We start from the raw sequence: 20,373 nt of genomic DNA, 5'->3' as shown, positions 1-20,373 counted from the left end.
GATCACGTCATTCACGGTGAAATGAGCGAAATTAAGCATAACTCTTCGGGCGTGGACCCGGATACAGGCTTTGAACTGCACAAAACAGTGGTTCTTGTCGGCATGATGGGGGCAGGAAAGACGGCTGTGGGCCGTGCGTTGGCCGCGCGGCTGGGCGTTCCCTTCCTCGACAGTGATGCCGAGATCGAATCGGCGGCCAACATGACCATCCCCGAGATTTTCGCTCGCGACGGAGAGCCGTTTTTCCGCGCCAAGGAAAGCCAGGTTATCGGGCGTCTGCTGGATGAAGAAAAAGGCATCCTGTCCACTGGTGGCGGCGCCTTTCTGGCCGAGCAGAACCGTACGATGATCACCGAGCGTGGTGTGTCCGTCTGGTTGCGGGCCGATCTTGAGGTCCTGTGGAACCGGGTCAAGCATAAGGACACGCGCCCCTTGCTGCGCACCGCTGACCCGTATGCGACCTTGCGCGCCTTGTACGAGGACCGCGTGCCGGTCTATGGGCAGGCCGACCTGATCGCTGAATCGGACGGCGAAACCTCAATCGAGAATATGGTGAACCGGGTGGTGAATGCGTTGGCAACACGCCCTGATGTTTTGGAACGGAAGTAAATGCACCAAACCGTACATGTAGAGCTGGGCGAACGCTCATATGACGTGGAAATTGGCCCAGACCTGCTGGCACAGGCCGGGGCGCGGATTGCGCCATTGCTGCCCCGCCCCAAAGTGGCCGTTGTCACTGATGAGAACGTGGGCGCGCTGCATTTGGATGCCCTGCGGGAAGGGTTGACTGCCGCCGGTATTGAGATGACGTCCCTGGCCTTGCCTGCGGGCGAGGCAACCAAAAGCTGGCCGCATTTTGAACGTACCGTGGAGTGGTTGCTGGCGCAGAAGGTCGAGCGCCGGGATGTGGTTGTTGCCTTGGGTGGCGGTGTCATCGGCGATTTGGTCGGCTTTGCTGCTGCAGTGCTGCGGCGCGGAGTTCGGTTCGTGCAGATCCCAACTTCGCTGCTGGCACAGGTCGACAGTTCGGTGGGTGGCAAGACCGGGATCAACGCGCCGCAGGGCAAGAACCTGATCGGCGCGTTCCATCAGCCGTCGCTGGTGCTGGCCGATACCTCAGTTCTGGACACAATGACCCAGCGCGATTTCCTGTCGGGTTACGGCGAGGTTGTGAAATACGGTTTGCTGGGCGATGCCGCGTTTTTCGAGTGGCTTGAGGGTAACGGAACGGACGTTTCGGGCGGTGACATGGCCGCGCGGGTGCGGGCCGTGACGCGCTCGGTTCAGATGAAGGCGGATATTGTCGCGCGTGATGAAACCGAACAGGGCGACCGCGCGCTTCTGAACCTCGGCCATACGTTCTGTCACGCGCTTGAGGCCGCGACCGGCTATTCCGACCGTCTGCTGCACGGGGAAGGCGTGGCCATCGGCTGTGCGCTGGCGTTCGAGTTGTCATCGCGTCTGGGGCTGTGCTCGCAGGAAGATCCAAGCCGCGTCCGTGCTCATCTGCGGGCAATGGGGATGAAAACCGATCTGGCCGATATTACGGGCGATTTGCCGAGAGCCGAAGCACTGGTAGAGCTGATGGCGCAGGACAAGAAGGTTGTCGACGGCCAATTGCGGTTCATCTTGGCGCGCGGAATCGGTGAGGCCTTTGTCACCTCGGACGTCCCGCGTGATACAGTGATTTCAGTATTGAAAGACGCCTTGGCGACGGTCTGATCACCGGCCGCGGATCACCATCAGTTCGCCGATGTTTTCGCGGGTGATGTAGCCGACCATGTTCCCGGCCTGCGTACAGACCGCAATGGCCGGAGCACCTTTGTGCAGCCCCTCCAGAACCGTCTCGAGCCCGCTGGTCAGTTGCACCTGCGGGATATCCGTCACCATGATCGAGGTCGCCGGGTCCGAGCGCGGAGTTTCTCCGGCCAGCGCCGAGAACAATCCGTTGCGCGTAACGAACCCCAGCAAAGCGCCCGCTGAGTCCAGCACCGGGAACTCATGCTGAGTGGTGTGAATGACGGCCTGCGCTGCGGTGGCCAGCGTGTCGGTCGGGGACAGGGCGTGAAACTCGGTGATCATCGCATCCCGGGCCAGAACCCGCCGCGCGACCGAGCGCATGGCAACATCGTGGCTTTCGGAATTGGCTGCGATGAAGACAAAAACCGCGATCAGAACCAGTATCGGGTTGCCCACGCTCAGCCCCCAGAAACCGAACGCGACAGCGACGATTTGTCCGGCAAGGGCGGCGACTCTGGTGGCCTTGACCCGGTCCATCCTCAGACACAGCAGGGCACGGAACACGCGCCCCCCATCCATAGGAAAGGCCGGTATCATGTTGAACGCCGCCAGCAGCAGGTTCACATAGGCCAGCCGATTCAACAACCCGGGGCCGGTCGAGTCAATCTGCGCCATCGTCTCAAGCGGCATCCCGGCCCCAAGCACGACCAGTACCACCCAGATCACGATGTTCACGGCAGGTCCGGCAAGTGCGACCCAGACCTCTTGCATTGGCTTCTCCGGCATCCGCTCCAGCCGGGCCAGCCCACCGATGGGCAGCAGAGTGATGTCGGGAGTTTTGATCCCATAGCGTCTCGCCATCAGTGCGTGGCCAAACTCATGCGCAACGACGCAGGCAAACAGCGCCAGAACGAAGATCAGGTTTTCGATGGCGGCCGGTAGCCCTCCGCTGGAGTAGGCGGCGAAACCTACCCAGGCCAGCAGCAGGAAGAAGGTGACATGGACCCTCAGTTCCGACCCTAGTATCCGGCCGAGTGAGAAGGACCATGTCATGATATCTCTCCGTTTGTCTTAGAACGGGATCTCGTCGTCGTCGATACCGCCGGATGCCGGAGCGGGGGCGCTGGATTGACCACCATAAGGGTCGCCATAGCCGCCACCGGCCTGACCGCCGCCGTAGCTGCCCGACTGGCCGCCAAAACCGCCGCCGCCACCTTCACCGCGGGCGTCCAGCATCACCAAAGTCGAACCGAACCCCTGCAAGACCACCTCGGTCGAGTACCGATCCTGACCCGATTGATCCTGCCATTTGCGGGTCTGCAACTGGCCTTCAAGATAAACTTTGGACCCTTTGCGCAAGTATTGCTCGGCCACGCGGACAAGTCCTTCGTTGAAGATCGCGACCGAGTGCCATTCGGTGCGCTCACGACGCTCACCGGTGTTGCGGTCTTTCCAGGTCTCGGACGTGGCGATGCGCAGGTTGCAAACCTTGCCGCCGTTCTGGAATGTCCGGACCTCGGGATCGCGGCCAAGATTTCCGACCAGAATGACCTTGTTGACTGAACCCGCCATGTATTTCCCCGTTCTGAATTGACGTTTGCGCGCCCGAATCTGGCGCAGAGTTTCCCAGCGACCCTATACGGCCTGCGTCGTGGTTGAAACACGGTTCATGTATGTAACACTCAGCAAGAATATACCAAGGCTCGGTTTACCAAGCTTTCATTATTAACTGAAATATCTATACTCCACAGAGTTCCTGAACGAGCGAGACTGGCGTTAATGCGATTTCTGGTTAGTTGTTTTTTGATTGCGTGCTTTGCTCTGGTCTCGGTCCCGGTGACCGCGCAGACGTTGTCGACGAAAAGCCGGAAGGACATTTTCCTAAAACAATCTAAGGTCTTGGATTCGCGTGCTGCAACCCAGTATCGCGACTCAGAGCGGTTGAAACCGAAGAGAGCAAAGTCCAGTGCCAGTTTCAACAAACGCTACACGGGTAAGTACCGGGGGCAGTATATGACCCTGGCCCGGCAGGCCGCGCGCAAACACAATGTCCCGGAAGAGCTGTTCTTGCGTTTGGTGCAGCAGGAAAGCGGATGGAATCCACACGCGAAATCCCACAAAGGCGCCTTGGGGCTGGCGCAATTGATGCCTGGCACTGCGCAGCTTTTGGGGGTGAACCCGCATGACCCGAAGCAGAACCTGGAGGGCGGGGCGCGGTATCTGTCTTGGCAGTACCGTAAATTCAAATCCTGGCGTCTGGCGTTGGCGGCTTATAACGCAGGACCAAAAGCCGTTGAAAAACACGGCGGCGTTCCCCCTTACAAAGAAACCCAAAACTACGTGAAAGTAATCTGGGGCGGCTAAACGATCTTTTCGATCATGTTGCACCGACTTCACTGCGCTTGCGGCGCTTCGCCGTAATCACATGGGCAGCTAAGCCGTAAGGATGGCAGCTTGGCAATTTATGAACTGTGTGATCATTCCAGCCGACGGTCTGGCGACGTGGGATCCCATAAACAGGCTGTTGACTCAATGCGCATTGGCCCGCGCCTTGTGCCCGTTCGCAAAACTCTGCACGTAGGTCAGGCTGGCACCGGCAAACAAGCCGAAATAGGTTATTCAAGCTCTACTCCGACGGCTATCGCGGCCAGCCCCGAGATCTGTGACAAGACCAGAAATGAGCATTAACCAAGCCCTCCGGACAGGGTTAGCCCGCACAGAGGCGCAACACAACGCAGCAAGATCAGCACCGTCAGAACGTTAACAATCTCGGTCGTGGTATCGATCGAAAAGGAAAGGCCAGACGCAAGTCCGGGCAGGTCGGCCTCGCGCACTTAAAAACAGGGGCGGGGCGCTACTGCACAGAACATGCGCCGCCGAAAAGAACAAGCAAGCCGTCACCACCAGCCAAAATATCCGGTCGACAACGGAACCGGGCTGTTGTGGTTTCGTTGCCACCTCAGTCCGCGCCCCATTGCCCAGTGGCAAAAAAGCCAGCGCCGGACCTGTCATACACCCCAGCGAGGTCATCGTCCTTAGCCGCGCGTTGAGTGATGGTATATCGAACCCGTAGCGTCCGGCACTGATGCGGCCAAAGCCGTACATCATCGATAACGAACGGTTGCTAAGGGTGAACGCCAGCACCACCGACCGAGATTTGCATTCGGTAAGACGGCCGGATCGGAACCAACAGCAACGCGACCACATACCCTGCGACGGATGCATGGATCAGCGGCGCAAATCACTGACCGCTGCCCAGCCGTGCGGCAAAGCTGAGGTCGAGCGTGACTGTCGGCAAGATGGCCAAGGCGCTGCAATTACTGGTTTTCCAGGGCGGGCGACCCAACTCCTGCACGATGTAGAACGGAACGAACGGGGGCCGACGTGTTGGTGCAGAACGTGTCGGGCAGGAGCAGGCCCAATACAGCTCGCGCGACCGTCGGTGACGAGCGGCATAAAATGCTCGCTGTAAAATTGTAACCGCCGATTACAAACCGACAGCTCCGCTCGCTATTTGAGCTACGGAAAAGAAGTATGACAAGGGCGTCGGTGCATTTCTGGCGCCCCTGAACTGCGGTTGACTGGCTTATTCAGCCGCGATCTTGATCACCGGTTCCATGCGGGCCAGTATTTCTTCGGACAGATGGCATTTGACCTGATGCCCGTCCTCCAGAGTTTTTACCGGCGGCACATCTTTCTCGCACAGACCGCCCGGTACTTCGGATTTCCAGCGGCAGCGCGTCTGGAATGGGCACCCCGGAGGAGGATTCATGGCCGAGGGGATGTCGCCTTCCAGAACGATATGCTCTTTTTCAACCGACGTATCCGCGATGGGAACTGCACTCAGCAGAGCCTCAGTATAGGGGTGGTAGGGTGGCGAGAACACCTGATCGGTGGTACCCAACTCGACCACATGTCCCAGATACATCACCATCACTCGGTCGCTGAGATAGCGCACTATCGACAGGTCGTGGCTGATGAACAGTAGCGTCGTCTTGTGTTCGCGTTGAATCTCCATCAGCAGGTCTGTCACCGCCGCCTGCACGGACACATCCAGAGCTGACACAGGCTCATCCGCAACGACGATCCGGGCATCCCCGGCGAAGGCGCGCGCGATACCGACGCGCTGTTTTTGGCCACCCGATAGCTGACGCGGCATCCTCTCGGCAAAGGCGCGAGGCAGTTTGACTAGGTCCAAGAGTTCCAGCATGCGCTTTTTTCGTTCGGCCTCTGATTTGCCGATACCAAAGATTTCCAACGCGCGGATGATCTGCCGCCCAACGGTCATCGATGGGTTCAGTGTGTCAAACGGGTTCTGGAACACCATCTGAACTTCGCCCACGGTCTTGGCATCCCGCTCTTCGATCGGGACATCTTCAATGTTGCGATTATCCAGCAGGATTTGCCCGTCCGTCGCCGTTTCCAGACCCATTAATACCTTGGCAAAGGTAGATTTACCGCATCCGGATTCGCCCACGATGGCAAGCGTTTCGGATTCGTGAGCCTCAAAACTGAGCGTCTCGTTGGCTTTGACAACCTTCTTCTCACCACCGCCGAACAGGGCGTTGGCAGCGACCTCATAGTACTTTTTGAGGTTGTCCATTTTTAGGACAACGCGGCCAATTTCACCTTTATCCTTCTGTTCGGCCAAGGTGATCGGCGCGTTCCAGTCGATCTCCTGGAACTTCAAACAGCGCGTGTGGTGGCGGTCATTGCCGGGCACAGGCTCCATCAGAATGCTTTGGGCGTCGCAGCGGCCTTCCTCGAAATAATCGCAGCGCGGGCCAAAATTACATCCCGGCGGGCGTTCGTGAGGCAGGGGAAAGTTCCCGGGGATGGCCACCAAAGGCCGCGCGTTCTTGTCTGCCCCCGGCAACGGGATCGAGCGGAACAGCGCCTGCGTATAGGGGTGCTGCATCTCGTCGAATACATCGTGGATCGAGCCGCGCTCGACCGCCTCACCTGAATACATCACACAAAGCCGGTCGCAGGTTTCCAGAACCAGCCCGAGATTGTGTGAAATGAACAGCATCGAGGTGCCGTACTTTTTACCCAGGTCCTTGACCAACTCGACCACGGCAGCCTCAACGGTCACGTCCAGGGCGGTGGTTGGTTCGTCCAGGATCAACAGCGCCGGTTTCGACATCAGCGCCATTGCGATGACGATCCGTTGCTGCTGCCCACCCGACAACTGGTGCGGGAAGGAGTTCAGCATCCGCTCGGGGTCGGGCAGGCGCACGTCAGTTACGACTTCGAGGGCGCGGTTGTAGGCTTCTTCAGTGCTCACGCCCTCGTGGATCATGGGCACTTCCATCAGTTGCTTGCCGATTTTCATCGCCGGGTTCAGCGAGGCCATCGGTTCCTGGTAGATCATCGCAATTTCATTGCCGCGAATGTCGCGAAGTTCTTCGGTTGTCATCTCGGACAGATCGCGCCCCTTGAACTTGATCGAGCCACCAACGATCCGTCCGTTCTTGCCAAGGTCCTGCATGACGCCCAACGCGACGGTGGACTTGCCACAACCGGATTCTCCAACCAATCCCACGGCTTCGCCGGGTTGCACACTGACCGAGAAATCCATCACCGCAGGGATTTCCCGCAGGCGGGTAAAGAAGGAAATCGACAGCTTGTCGATCTCAAGAATTGGCCCGTCATATTCCGCCAGTTTGCTCATCTGTGTTTCTCCTCGCGAGAGTCAGGGATGCCCCATCATCTGGCTAAAAATCTCGGGGAACCGGGGGGCTGCCCCCCCGGCCTCGATAACATCAGTCCTTCAGACTTTCTTCGCGCAGACCGTCGGCCAGCAGGTTCAGCCCAAGAACCAGCGACAAGAGTGCCAGCGCAGGCGGAAGGGCGGGGTGCAGGTAGATCGACAAGAGTTTACGCCCCTCGTTGATCGTCGAGCCCCAGTCCGGGCTTTCCGGGGGCAGGCCCAGCCCGAAGAAGCCCAATGTCCCCAGAAGAATGGTGGTGTAGCCAATCCGCAGGCAGAAATCGACGATCAGCGGACCACGCGCATTGGGCAGGATTTCCCACAGCATGATGTACCACGGACCTTCGCCACGCGTTTGGGCCGCCGCCACGTAGTCCCGCGTTTTGATGTCCAGGGCCAAGCCCCGAACGATACGGAACACGGTGGGCGAGTTCACGAAGACCACCGAAACGAACACCACGAGAATGCCGCCGGGGATATCGAACAGGTCTAGATACGTCGGCAGTCCCCAGATACGATAGCTGTCGGTATTGATGATGTAGCCACCGGTCGTGATCAGCGACAAATACAGCCAAAGCGCGATGCCCAATACTCCGATCAACAGCGGGGTACGGAAGCTCGGTCTTGTATAGAACCGCGAGTTCAACAGAACGCCCAGGAACAGGATTGGGAATACGAACAGAACCGCAGCCATATAGTTCGGCACCCCGGTTGCCACGATCTCCGGCGTGACCAGCAGGTAAAACAGCAGGATCACCGGGAAGGCGAGGATCAGGTTGGCAAGGAACGAAAGGAGCGTGTCAAGACGACCGCCATAGAACCCGGCGGGCAGCCCCAGAGTGATTCCGACCATGAAGGCAAATATGGTCGCCAAGGGTGCGATCTGCACCACGATCCATGCGCCTTTTACCATGCGGCTGAATACATCGCGGGCCAAATTGTCACCGCCCAGCAGGTACCAGGCGTACGCACCTTCTTCTGTGGACGGCAGGGGTGTTCCTGGCACCTTGTTTTTCATGCCCGATACTTGATCCAATGGATCATGGGTGATGATCAGGTCCATGGCACCGAAGATGCCTGTAAAGACCCAGAACATCACAAGGCCAAAGCCGATCATGCCGATGGGGCTGTCGAACAGTTTGCCGTAGAGACCCAGCTTGCGCTTAAAGGCAATCGACATCGCAAACAGGATGATGAGCGACAGCCAGACCGGCAGGAACTGCTGTGAGATCGCGCCGATGATGCCCGCGCTGGTGCCCATGAGGATACCCAGCACGATATAGGCCAGCGCCAATGCTACACAGGCGGCAAAGCTGTATTGCAATGCCTTCTGTGTTAGTCCACGAATGCCCGAACCTGAGCTGATCGTGCCATCGATATTCACGCTGACCGGGGTTTCCGGCAGCACGATGCTGCCTACGATCCAGACGACGATCGACACCAGAAGTGCCACCAACGCGATCATCAGCAACGGGTTCAGGAGGGCGATAGAGCCGGTCCAGGTAAGTGGTTCCATGATCTATCTCTCCTTACGAAATACGAATGCGCGGGTTGAGGTAGACATAGCCGATATCCGAAATCAGCTGCGTCACCAGCACTACAAAGACCGACACGACCGAAATCGCCAGCAGCAACTGAATGTCGTTGTTGCCCGCCGCCTGAACCAGTGCCCAGCCAAAGCCCTTGTAGTTGAACAGGGTCTCGACGATCACGACACCGTTCAGCAACCACGGGAACTGCAGCATGATCACTGTAAACGGTGCGATTAACGCGTTGCGCAGCGCGTGCTTCATCACGATATTCGAGAAGGACACACCTTTGAGGCGTGCAGTCCGGATGTACTGTGCCGTCATCACCTCGGTCATCGACGCTCGGGTCATCCGGGCGATGTAGCCCATCCCGTAAAGCGCAATCGTTAGAACCGGTAAGAAGAAGTTCTCAAAGGTCGGGTTCTCCATCGCCTGCGTCGCTGTGCCCTTGAACCATTTCAGGCCCACCGCGGACGAGGTGAAAATGGCGATAAAAATCACGCCCGACACGTATTCAGGTGTCGCCGTGGTGGTGATCGCAAAGGTCGATAGGGTCCGGTCAGTGGCGGATCCTTCTTTCATACCAGCAAGAACGCCAAGGATCAGCGCTGAAGGGACCATCAGCAACATCACCCAGAACATCAGCCTGCCTGTCAGGCCCAGACGGGTTCCGACAACGGTCGAAACTTCCTCTTTGAAGACAGAGGAATAGCCCCAGTACCCTTGCAGAATGCCGCAGAATTTCGGGGAATCTTCTGCGGATTCACCCGGTAGAATGCATCTGCCCTGAACTGAGCCGTCCTCATTTGTGTGCCGATAGGAGGGCAGAACGCCCAGCCATTCGCCGTATTTGACTGGCGTCGGCTGAAGATATCCGTTTTTTTCCAGAAAGCTCGCAACCTGTTCATCCGACATCCGGAAATTGCCCTGCGTTTTCGCGAGCTTTTCGAGATTGGGATAAAGGTTGGTCAGGAAAAAGACCAAGAATGTCAGGCACAATGCTGTCAAGAGCATGATGCCGACACGCTTTAGAATGAAAAGTCCCATATTGGCCCCTGTTGGTAGGCTAGCGCGAAAGCTAACTGGCTCCACGCATTGCTGTTTTTTGTGTCGCCGCGTTCAGGACGAAAAGGCCGCGCCTTTGAGGCGCGGCCTGATTAGTTTGGGTTTAGCCCACCAAGCCAAATTTATAGAGCTGGGGCAGGTCTGCGATGTGCTTTTCGACACCGACCATGTTGTCGCGGTGATGGCGCATCGCTGTCCGCCAATAGGGCTGGATGACCACGCCTTCGTCGATCATGATCGCTTGCAGCTTGCCCATCACTTCGCGACGTTGGTCCACATCGGAAATGGAGTTTGCTTCGGCCAGCAGTGTATCGAACTCTTCGTTCGAAAAACCGGCCTCGTTCCATGCAACGCCTGATTTGTAGGCCAGGGCAAGGATTTGCGTGCCAAGCGGGCGGTGGTTCCAGTTTGTCGAAGAGTACGGGTACTTTGTCCAGTCATTCCAGAAGGTCGACCCTGGCAGAACCGTGTGCTTGGCCTTGATGCCCGCATCATTAAGTTGGGCCACCACGGCCGCAGTAGTGTTCCGGCGCCAATCGTCATCGATGGACTGAACTTCGTGCTCGAAATCACCCATACCGGCTTCGTCCATCAACGCTTTGGCTGCGGCCGGGTCAAACGGAATACGAGGCACTTCCGAGTTGTATTCAGGATGCATCGGACCAACGTGGCTGTTTTCGGCAACAATACCGTAGCCGGACATGCCAAGTTCCAGACAGACTGCGTTGTCGACAGCCATCGCAAGGGCCTGACGTACGCGCTTGTCGCCATAGATTTTGTTACCATCCGCATCTTCGGCCAGCTGGTTGGGGCGGATGACGATGGTGAAACCCGACGGGATTTCCGAGCGAACAAGGCCGATGCTGTCAAAGATGTCGACGAATTCACCGACCGACTCCCAGTTCATGTCGATTTCTTCGGCCTCATAGGCAGCAAGGAAAGCGGCCGGGTCGGTGCCGTAATCGATAAACTCGATCCTGTCGATATATCCGCCTTTACCGGCTTCATATCCCCACCATTCAAAGTCTTCATTGCGAACCAGAACGCCTTTCACGCCAACTTCGTGGCTTTCAGGCAGCATGAAGCCGGTGCCGACCGGGTTGTCCAACATTGTGTTGGGGTCATGGCTGCTGTGCACGATAGCACCGGGATAGTCAGCCATGCCGGGGATGATTGTGATATCCGGTGCGTTGCACTTCAGTTTGACCGTGTGGCTGTCGACAACCGTAATAGCACCTTCCGCGGCTTGCTGGGTGCTCTCGTCGATCAGCGACGCCATCCGTGACGCCATCGAGTTGCCCTCGACCGAGGAGTCGCACCATCCGGCGATATTGCGCGCAACATCTTCGGCGGTAAAGTCGTCACCATTGTTCCATTTTACGCCCTGACGGACGTTCAGAGTGTACTCGGTGGCGTCGTCGTTGGCTTCCCAGCTTTCCAGAAGCATAGGCTTGAACGAGCCGTCGTTGTTGTACTCAACCAGATACTCGAGCCACCCTGCAGTGAAAGTAGCGATTTGTGTCCAGTCATAAGTCCGCGGATCTTTCAGCGCGCGAACTTCCATCTGATAGCGAATGGTACCGCCTCGTTGCGGCTCCTGCGCCGCAGCAGGTGATTGCAGGCCGATCATACCGTAGGCCGCTGGCACGGCAACGCCCAGCGCGGTGGCGCGCGCCAGAAACTCTCGCCGGTTCAGTTTGCCGTCACGATACTCCTGCGCGTGCATTTCTGCGGCCCAGTGAATCGGGGCTCCGGTGATGGTTTGGTTTTTCATCAATGTCTCTCCCTGATGACATATTTTGTTTTGTATGAAGATTGGAACCGCTCGAACCGGTCAGTTTCCGGCAGCAGGTTCACGGTTTTTTTGAGTTCTGCATGTCCCCATAGGTCCATTCGGCCCCAGAATTTGTATGACGTCAATGTTCGAAATCGTCATTAATGGTACAAAAGCGACATGGCCGGGGATTGTTATAAGGTCCGCAATGCCCGGGTTAGGGTGTAATCGCCATGTATACTGTGGTGAACCGGCGGATTCGACCTTTTCGGAGAATCGCTCAGAAAAATCGATCAGGAAACTGGTGTATCATTTTGAGAAATCTACCCGATTCCAATTCCTCATCCGCGCGCGGAACCAGGTGCGCTGGCGTTTGGCGAACTGACGGGTGGCAATTGTCGCGCGTTCACGGGCGGCGTCCAAGGTCATCTTACCATCCAGATAGGCCATCAGTTCGGGCACACCGATAGCCTTGAAGGCAGGCAGGGACGGATCATAGAGGTCGCGCATCGCCTCGACCTCTTGCAGCGCGCCGGTTTCCAACATCTGATCGAAGCGCCGGGTGATGCGGTCCAGCAGCCATTCCTTGTCCACGTCAAAGACGATTGGAATTGTGTCAGACAGATCTAGAACCGGAGGCGGAGTGTCGGCCTGCCAGTCGTTTAAGCTGCGCCCGGTGGCATGCAGGACTTCCCACGCGCGTTGAACACGGGCGCGGTTTTGAGTGTCGATCCGGTCCAGCGTCCTCGCGTCGACACCAGCGATCAGCGACGGCAGGTCCATTGCGTCAGCGTCAGCTCGAACCTCGGGCGGTGTGGCGGGGATGTCGGCCATTCCTTCGGTCAGGGCCGAGAAATACAGGCCGGTGCCGCCGACGATAATTGGTCGCCGTTCACCGGACAGCAGCGGTGTCACCTCGCGCAGCCAGTGGCCGGTGGAATAGTCCTGATCATAGGCGATGTGACCATACAACAGATGCGACGCGCGGGTTTCTTCTTCGGCTGATGGTCGCGCCGAAACCACCCGCCAGCAATCATAGACCTGGCTGGCATCCGCATTCACGATCACGCCGCCGAAGGTCTCGGCGATCTGCAAGGCCAGTGCCGATTTACCCGAGGCCGTCGGCCCCGCGATCAGCACCGGTTTGTCGTTAGCGATGGCGGGCAGGCGGTCCCAAATTAGCGATCTGTCGTTATTGGCCATCCGGGTGCGCCCCAATCCTCACCATCCGCATTGAACCTGCGGAGTTTTTGCTTCATTTTGCGCCGGAAATTAACCCCGTGCCAGCCCGGAGCGCAACATGAGCCTTTCCCAGACAGTCGAAACCACCGAGAACCCAAAAACAAAGTACAGCCGCGTGATGCTGAAAATTTCTGGCGAGGCGTTGATGGGGGATCAGGGTTTTGGTCTGCACCCGCCCACTGTTCAGCGCATCGCGCAAGAGGTCAAGTCGGTGCACGATCTGGGCGTTGAGATTTGTATGGTGATCGGGGGTGGTAATATCTTCCGCGGTCTCAGCGGCTCGGCACAGGGGATGGAGCGCACAACCGCCGACTATATGGGAATGCTGGCAACTGTCATGAACGCGCTGGGTATGCAGTCGGCATTGGAAGAAATTGGCGTGTTCACCCGCGTCATCTCGGCCATTCGCATGGATGAGGTCTGTGAGCCCTACATCCGCCGACGGGCCGTTCGGCACCTTGAAAAGAAGCGCGTTTGTATCTTTGCCGCGGGGACCGGCAACCCGTATTTCACCACCGATACGGCTGCTACTTTGCGGGCCAACGAGATGGCGTGTGAGGCGATCTTTATGGGTAAGAACGGTGTGGACGGCGTTTATGACAAAGACCCCAAAGAACACGCGGACGCGGTGCGGTATGACACGGTTACCTACGATGACGTGTTGGCCAAGCGGCTGCGCGTCATGGATGCCTCGGCCATCGCGCTGGCGCGGGACAACAACCTGCCGCTGATCGTTTTTGGTCTGGATGAGCCCGGCGGCTTCCGGGGCATTCTGGCGGGTGAGGGCACCTACACCAAAGTTCAGGGCTAGTTCGAACAAATTGAATGTGCAGGCCGGGTTTTCATCCCGGCCTTTTCTGTGCGGGGATGACGATTCTGCAGACTCGCAACAGGCACAATCCGCAGTTCGTTTTTTGCGAGCTTTGTCGTTTTCTAGATATATGTGGTCTTCTCAGCCAACCCTCTTCGGCAAGGGATATTGAATGTCCTGAGCATCGAAGAAGGAAGGAAGAGAGACTATGTCCGATAAAACGGAGACCGACTACGAAGTCGGTCAGGATAACGTCCAGGTCATGGGGCTGGACGTTCATAATCCTGTCTTTGCCGTTTCGGGGCTTACCATCATTGCATTCGTGTTTTTCTCGCTCGTGTTCCGCGAGCAGGCGAGCGAATTCTTTGGGTGGCTTCGTCCGGCACTGACCAGCAAGTTCGACTGGGTGTTCATGATCGCGGCCAACATCTTTGTGGTGTTTTCGCTGCTGCTGATTGTCACGCCTTATGGTTCGATCCGCCTGGGTGGTGATGATGCCAAGCCGGACTACAGCTATGCCGGTTGGTTCTCGATGCTGTTTGCTGCGGGTATGGGTATCGGGTTGGTGTTCTGGGGTGTGGCCGAGCCGATCTCGCACTACGGGTCATCGATTGGTGGCGTCGCCGTCGGTGAAGACGGGTCGCGCACCGACTGGGCGCCGTTGGGGGCAGGGCTGGAAGACCCGGAAGCCTCGAAAAAGCTGGCGATGGCTGCAACCATTTTCCATTGGGGTATGCACCCATGGGCCGTCTATGCCGTCGTGGCGCTGGCGCTGGCCTTTTTCAGCTTTAACCGGGGTCTGCCGCTGACCATGCGTTCGGTGTTCTACCCGCTGTTTGGCGAGGCGACCTGGGGTCCGCTGGGGCACATCATCGACGTTCTGGCCGTGTTTGCCACAATCTTTGGTCTGGCAACATCGCTGGGCTTGGGCGCGACGCAGGCGCTGGCCGGTCTGAACTACCTGTTCGATGTTCCTATTACGGATGGCATGAAGGTGTTGCTTATCGGTTTGATCACCGTGTTTGCTCTGATCTCGGTTGTTGCCGGGCTCGACAAGGGGGTGAAACGCCTGTCCGAAGCCAACATGATCCTGGCCGCAGCTCTGCTGCTGCTGGTGCTGATCGTTGGCCCGACCGTCGCAATTCTGACCGGCTTTTTCGATAGCATGATCGAGTACTTCATTGCGTTGCCCGCTCTGTCTAACTGGGTCGGTCGCGAAGACACCAACTTCATGCAGGGCTGGACCACCTTCTATTGGGCGTGGTGGATTTCCTGGTCGCCGTTCGTTGGCATGTTCATCGCCCGCATTTCGCGCGGTCGGACCGTGCGCGAATTCGTGACATGCGTGATCCTGATCCCGACGATTGTCGGCGCGCTGTGGATGAGCGTTTTCGGTGGCGCGGCGCTGGATCAGGTTATGTCTGGTTCGGGGCAAGCCCTGTCGGACGCGGCGCTTGAGTTGAAGATGTTCAAGATGTTCGAAGCTTTCCCGATGACCGGTCTGTTGTCGTTTGTCGGCATCATCCTGGTTGTCGTGTTCTTTGTCACCAGCTCTGATTCAGGCTCGCTGGTTATCGACACGATCACGGCTGGCGGCAAAACCGATGCCCCCACCGCTCAGCGAGTGTTCTGGTGCATCCTTGAGGGCGCGATTGCTGTAGTACTGTTGCTGGGCGGCGGGCTTGGCGCCTTGCAGGCCGCCGCGATTGCAACCGGCTTTCCGTTCGCGATCGTGCTGGTGCTGATGTGCGTATCGATTTTCATCGGCTTGGCGAACGAAAAACGTCGCCGCTGAGTTAATCAGCTTTTCCAAAAGCCCCGGCCAAGCGTCGGGGCTTTTTTTGATCGGGGCCGGGTTGACCGATGTCGCCGCCCCTGTCTAAGTATCCACGTCCTCCGGGTGGCCTGTCCTGCCTGGGAAGACTGCCCATGCCTGTGGTTTTGACCGGGGCTGTGGTTGGGCTGGAAGACCTGCCGTGATTTCCGAGTTGTCCGAAATCATGCGCGGGCACCTTATCGGAACACGAAGCATGAATGAGGAGAAGCGTGCCATGAGCACTCTGGATATCGATTTCGTTCGGGCTCAGTTCCCGGCTTTTTCCGAGCCCTGCCTGCGAGGGCAGGCGTTCTTTGAAAACGCTGGTGGGTCATACACTTGCAAACCCGTGCTCGACCGCCTGACACGCTATTACACGCAGCGTAAAGTGCAGCCCTATGGCCCCTATGACGCCAGTCGTTTGGCCGGAGAAGAGATGGACGAGGCCCGCGCCCGCATGGCTGCGGTTTTGGGTGTGGATAACGATGAACTGAGCTTTGGCCCCTCGACCACGCAAAACACCTATGTACTTGCGCAGGCGTTTCGGCAGTGGATGCGGCCCGGCGAAGCCATCGTGGTGACCAATCAGGATCACGAGGCCAATTCGGGCCCATGGCGGCGTCTCGCCGAGGACGGGATCGAAATCCGTGAATGGCAGATTGACCCGGAAACCGGTTCGCTGAACCCGCAGGACCTTGAAAACCTATTGGATGAAAAAGTCCGGCTGGTTTGCTTCCCGCATTGCTCAAACGTGATCGGAGAGATCAACCCGGTCACGGACATCACTGCCATTGCCCACGCGGCGGGGGCGTTTGTCTGCGTGGACGGCGTGTCTTACGCGCCGCATGGGTTTCCGAATGTCGGTGACCTGGGGCCGGATATCTATCTGTTCTCGGCCTACAAAACTTATGGCCCGCATCAGGGCTGCATGGTGATCCGGCGATCTCTTGGGGAATTGTTGCCCAATCAGGCGCATTTTTTCAACGGTGATGTGCTGTACAAGCGGTTCACCCCGGCAGGACCCGATCACGCGCAGATCGCGGCCAGCGCGGGTATGGCGGACTATGTCGATCTGCTGTGCGATCACCACAATGGACCCGACGGGGACGCGACCCAACGCGGAGCGTTCGTGCATGACCTGATGCGCGGTCAGGAAGTGGCCTTGCTGCAACCGGTTCTGGACGCGGTCAAGGATCGCAATACTGTTCGACTGATAGGGACATCGGACGCAACACGCCGCGCGCCCACCGTTGCACTGGCCTTGGGCCGGAACGCCGAGACCGTCGCGGCCGATCTCGCAAATCACGGGGTCATGGCGGGTGGCGGTGATTTCTACGCCGTGCGTCCGCTGCAGGCGATGGGAGTGGACGCGAAGCAAGGTGTGCTGCGGGTCAGCTTTACGCACTATACTTCTCAACAGGAAATTGATCAGTTATTGAATGCACTTGACGCTGTTTTGTGATCCGGTTTTCGTTCGGCTTCGTAATACGAAGAAAACAATCGGGCGGATATGGAAAACACTCAATCTCCGATCATCATGTGGTTCCGACGGGACTTGCGCCTGTCGGACCATCCCGCGTTAAGTGCGGCGGTTCGAACTGGGCGTCCTGTCATCCCGGTCTTTATTCTGGATGACCTTGTCGAGGCTTTGGGCGCGGCACCAAAATGGCGTCTTGGACTTGGGCTCGAGGTCTTGGGCCAATCCCTTGCAACGGCTGGCAGTCGCCTGATCCTGCGGCGCGGGGACGCTCTGACTGAATTGCAGACCCTGATCGCGGAAACAGGTGCGACAACTGTTTACTGGTCCCGGACCTATGACCCCGACGCAATTGTACGAGACACCCGTATTAAATCGGTTCTGACCAGGCAGGGCGCCGAGGCTTCGTCCTTTGCCGGCCACTTGTTGTTCGAGCCGTGGACCGTGGCCACCAAGACCGGTCAGCCCTTTCGGGTTTTCACTCCGATGTGGCGGGCCGTTCAGAGGCGGGACGTCGCCGCGCCCGAGGCTGCGCCTGTAGCGATCCCTAGGCCTCGGAATTGGCCGGGATCCGATGATTTGGCCGCATGGGAATTGGGTCGGTCAATGAAGCGCGGGGGCGAAATTGTTGCCTCATACGTGCGGCCTGGCGAAAGCGCGGCTTTTGAGACACTGCATGTATTTTTGGACCGAATCTCTGACTATTCGACGGATCGGGATCGTCTGGATCTGGATGGTACATCAAATCTGTCCGAATACCTGTCTCTGGGTGAGATCGGCCCGCGCAGCGTGTGGCACGCGATCCAGCGTGCCGCAATGAATGGTACGCAAGGTACCGACGCTTATTTGCGCCAACTGGTCTGGCGCGAGTTTGCCTATCACCTGATGTTCCATACGCCGCACTTGCTGACCGGAAACTGGAAACAGGAATGGGACGCTTTCCCGTGGAATACGGATGAAAGCCATCCCGAAGTTGTTGCGTGGAAACAGGGGCGCACCGGCATTCCGGCGGTGGATGCCGGGTTGCGGCAGATGTACGTGACCGGTCGCATGCATAACCGGGCCCGCATGATCGTGGCCAGTTATCTGACCAAGCATTTGATGACACACTGGAAAATCGGCATGGACTGGTTTGCTGAGTGTCTGATCGACTGGGACCCCGCAGCAAATGCGATGGGGTGGCAGTGGGTTGCAGGCTCGGGGCCTGATGCCTCGCCGTTCTTCCGGGTCTTTAACCCGCAGACTCAACAGGAAAAATTCGACCCTGACGGAGCCTATTTGAAACGGTGGATTGCCGAAGGGCAGGCTGCGCCCTCGGCCAGTGCACTGTCGTACTATAAAGCGGTGCCGCGCTCATGGGCGCTTGATCCCGCATCTGACTACCCGGAGCCAATAGTAGATCTTGCCGTTGGCCGGGCGCGGGCTTTGGCGGCCTATGATGGCCGAAAAAACCGGGTAAGGAACTGAAAACTTGCCATAAACACAAAGTCGACCTAGCTTTGAAACAAGGCCGCACAGGGGAGAGCGGATGATCCTAACGACAACAGAAGGGCAGAAAGACCTGCCCAGGTACTTTGGTCAAGTTTTCAAGATGCTGAACCGGATGGAGTCCGGTCGGATGGATATCGCGTTGCCTGACGGCCGGATTTTTCGGTCCGAAGGGTCCAAACCCGGGCCGGTCGCTCGGGTTGATATCCACGACCCGGACGTTTTTGCGCGTCTGATCCGCGAAGGCGAACTGGGTTTTTCCGACGCCTACCTGGAAGGTGATTGGAGCACCCCGGACCTGCGATCCTTCATGGATCTGGTGCATCTGGGCACCGAGACTGTGTATGACGATTTCACCGGTAAGTTTCTGGTGCAGGCGTACGAACGACTGCGTTTCTGGCTGCACCGGAACCATCGTCGACAGGCCAAGAAGAACATCTCTTATCACTACGACTTGGGGAATGACTTCTACGGTTTGTGGCTGGATGAAACGATGACCTATTCCAGCGCGCTGTTCGAGACAGGGCAGGAAAGTCTGGAAAAAGCGCAAACTGCCAAATACGCCAGCCTCGTCAATGAAATGGGTGCCAAGCCCGGCGATCACATCCTTGAGATCGGTTGCGGCTGGGGTGGTTTCGCCGAATATGCCGCGAAAGAACGTGGCCTTCGGGTCACAGGTCTGACGATCAGCCAGGAACAGTTGAATTTTGCGCGACAGCGCATTGAAAAAGCGGGACTTTCCGACCTTGTTGAGCTCAAGTTGCAGGATTACCGCGATGAGCAGGGCCAGTATGACGGGGTCGCCTCGATCGAAATGTTCGAAGCCGTAGGACGAAAATACTGGCCGGTTTACTTCGAAACCGTGCGCGAGCGTCTGAAACCCGGTGCGCATGCGACGTTGCAGATCATCACCGTTGCGGATCACCGGTGGGACATTTACAAGAATGGCGTTGATTTTATTCAGAAATATATCTTTCCGGGTGGAATGCTTCCGACGCCTTCAATCCTGAAAGAGCAGGTCTCGGAGGCGGGGTTGAACGTGGTGAAATCTCGGGAATTTGGCAAAAGCTATGATCTGACGCTGCGCCGTTGGTACGATACGTTCAATGAAAAATGGGACGAAATTGCCGAAATGGGATTTGATGAGCGTTTCCGCCGCATGTGGAATTATTATTTGACCGCTTGTGGCGCAGCCTTTGACACTGGTAACTGCGATGTGACACAGATCACTATAGCAAAACCCAGTTAACAAACGGAAATACCGAATGCCTAGTGCTCCGCGTCTCGTTGCTGCAATTTGCCTGTTGGTGGTGGCCTTTATCGTTTCTGGCATGATCATCGACAACGGCGAAGAGGGTAAGGATTACGGCGCGTTCACGACTGTCAACATGATCATTGGGTTGGTGTGTGGCTGGATGATCATGGGAAGGCGCGTTGGCCGGGGCTGGACCGGAGCGGTCAATAACGGGCTGACGGGCATTGCCGCACTTGTATTCTGGGGTCTTTTTGTACAGGGCTGCAACGAGATGTTCCGGCTGGCCATGCGCCATCGCTATGATGGGCCGTTCGATGCCCTGATCGGTATTTTCAAAAACGGGATCGAATACAGCAAGTTTCTGCTGGCGCCGGAAATTCTGTGGACTTTGCTGATCGGAGCACTTATCGCTGGCCTTGCAACCGAAGAAGCCAGCCGCCGCTGGCGTTAATCCTCCGGAATT

General features: G+C 57.6%; 16 protein-coding genes. 9 read left to right on the top strand and 7 right to left on the bottom strand.

Features of this window, described 5'->3' with window-relative positions; all coding sequences use genetic code 11:
• The first annotated feature begins 21 nt into the window (after window positions 1–21).
• Both AC2FEE_RS06440 and aroB read left to right on the top strand, forming a co-directional pair.
• Complete coding sequence (locus AC2FEE_RS06440) at window positions 22–609, top strand: shikimate kinase (protein ID WP_496863849.1); 588 nt, start codon at window positions 22–24, stop codon at window positions 607–609.
• Window positions 610–1,722 carry a 3-dehydroquinate synthase gene (gene aroB, locus AC2FEE_RS06435; protein WP_496863848.1) on the top strand — a complete coding sequence of 371 codons (1,113 nt, stop codon included), beginning with the start codon at window positions 610–612 and terminating at the stop codon, window positions 1,720–1,722. It begins immediately after the preceding gene.
• Here aroB and AC2FEE_RS06430 read toward each other — a convergent pair whose 3' ends face one another.
• Both AC2FEE_RS06430 and ssb read right to left on the bottom strand, forming a co-directional pair.
• Window positions 1,723–2,793, bottom strand: coding sequence for a site-2 protease family protein (locus tag AC2FEE_RS06430; RefSeq protein ID WP_496863847.1), 1,071 nt, complete (start codon window positions 2,791–2,793; stop codon window positions 1,723–1,725).
• Window positions 2,794–2,811: 18 nt separating this feature from the next.
• A complete protein-coding gene (gene ssb / locus AC2FEE_RS06425; RefSeq protein ID WP_496863846.1) occupies window positions 2,812–3,312 on the bottom strand; it encodes a single-stranded DNA-binding protein in 501 nt (166 codons plus the stop codon).
• A gap of 207 nt (window positions 3,313–3,519) precedes the next feature.
• Between ssb and AC2FEE_RS06420 the strand changes: the two genes are divergently transcribed.
• A complete protein-coding gene (locus tag AC2FEE_RS06420; RefSeq protein ID WP_496863844.1) occupies window positions 3,520–4,104 on the top strand; it encodes a lytic transglycosylase domain-containing protein in 585 nt (194 codons plus the stop codon).
• Between the two features lie 1,222 nt (window positions 4,105–5,326).
• Here AC2FEE_RS06420 and AC2FEE_RS06415 read toward each other — a convergent pair.
• From AC2FEE_RS06415 to miaA, 5 genes are all read right to left on the bottom strand, one after another.
• The gene (locus tag AC2FEE_RS06415) at window positions 5,327–7,414 is read right to left on the bottom strand and encodes a dipeptide ABC transporter ATP-binding protein (RefSeq protein ID WP_496863843.1); all 2,088 of its coding nucleotides are present in this window, start codon (window positions 7,412–7,414) and stop codon (window positions 5,327–5,329) included.
• Between the two features lie 91 nt (window positions 7,415–7,505).
• Entirely contained in the window at window positions 7,506–8,969 is a 1,464-nt protein-coding gene (locus AC2FEE_RS06410; protein WP_496863841.1) for an ABC transporter permease, read from the bottom strand.
• 13 nt (window positions 8,970–8,982) lie between these two features.
• A complete protein-coding gene (locus tag AC2FEE_RS06405; RefSeq protein WP_496863839.1) occupies window positions 8,983–10,029 on the bottom strand; it encodes an ABC transporter permease in 1,047 nt (348 codons plus the stop codon).
• 121 nt (window positions 10,030–10,150) lie between these two features.
• Window positions 10,151–11,821, bottom strand: a complete 1,671-nt coding sequence (locus AC2FEE_RS06400; RefSeq protein ID WP_496863838.1) for an ABC transporter substrate-binding protein — start codon at window positions 11,819–11,821, stop codon at window positions 10,151–10,153.
• Window positions 11,822–12,130: 309 nt separating this feature from the next.
• On the bottom strand, window positions 12,131–13,024 hold the full coding sequence (gene miaA / locus AC2FEE_RS06395; RefSeq protein ID WP_496863837.1) for a tRNA (adenosine(37)-N6)-dimethylallyltransferase MiaA: 894 nt from the start codon (window positions 13,022–13,024) through the stop codon (window positions 12,131–12,133).
• 97 nt (window positions 13,025–13,121) lie between these two features.
• Between miaA and pyrH the strand changes: the two genes are divergently transcribed.
• The 6 genes from pyrH (at window position 13,122) to AC2FEE_RS06365 (ending at window position 20,361) form a co-directional block, all read left to right on the top strand.
• Window positions 13,122–13,874: a UMP kinase gene (pyrH, locus tag AC2FEE_RS06390; protein WP_496863835.1), complete on the top strand. Its 753-nt coding sequence runs from the start codon at window positions 13,122–13,124 to the stop codon at window positions 13,872–13,874.
• Window positions 13,875–14,082: 208 nt separating this feature from the next.
• A complete protein-coding gene (locus AC2FEE_RS06385; RefSeq protein WP_496863834.1) occupies window positions 14,083–15,669 on the top strand; it encodes a BCCT family transporter in 1,587 nt (528 codons plus the stop codon).
• A gap of 256 nt (window positions 15,670–15,925) precedes the next feature.
• A complete protein-coding gene (locus AC2FEE_RS06380; protein WP_496863833.1) occupies window positions 15,926–17,152 on the top strand; it encodes an aminotransferase class V-fold PLP-dependent enzyme in 1,227 nt (408 codons plus the stop codon).
• Between the two features lie 48 nt (window positions 17,153–17,200).
• Window positions 17,201–18,634: a cryptochrome/photolyase family protein gene (locus tag AC2FEE_RS06375; RefSeq protein WP_496863832.1), complete on the top strand. Its 1,434-nt coding sequence runs from the start codon at window positions 17,201–17,203 to the stop codon at window positions 18,632–18,634.
• A 61-nt stretch (window positions 18,635–18,695) separates the two neighbouring features.
• Window positions 18,696–19,904, top strand: a complete 1,209-nt coding sequence (locus AC2FEE_RS06370; protein WP_496863831.1) for a class I SAM-dependent methyltransferase — start codon at window positions 18,696–18,698, stop codon at window positions 19,902–19,904.
• 16 nt (window positions 19,905–19,920) lie between these two features.
• A complete protein-coding gene (locus tag AC2FEE_RS06365) occupies window positions 19,921–20,361 on the top strand; it encodes a TrgA family protein (protein ID WP_496863830.1) in 441 nt (146 codons plus the stop codon).
• Window positions 20,362–20,373 lie beyond the last annotated feature (12 nt).

This window comes from Ruegeria sp. YTSC199, assembly GCF_059609725.1.
The sequence above is the reverse complement of the archived record's forward strand: the minus strand, read 5'-3'. Positions and strand labels throughout refer to the sequence as shown.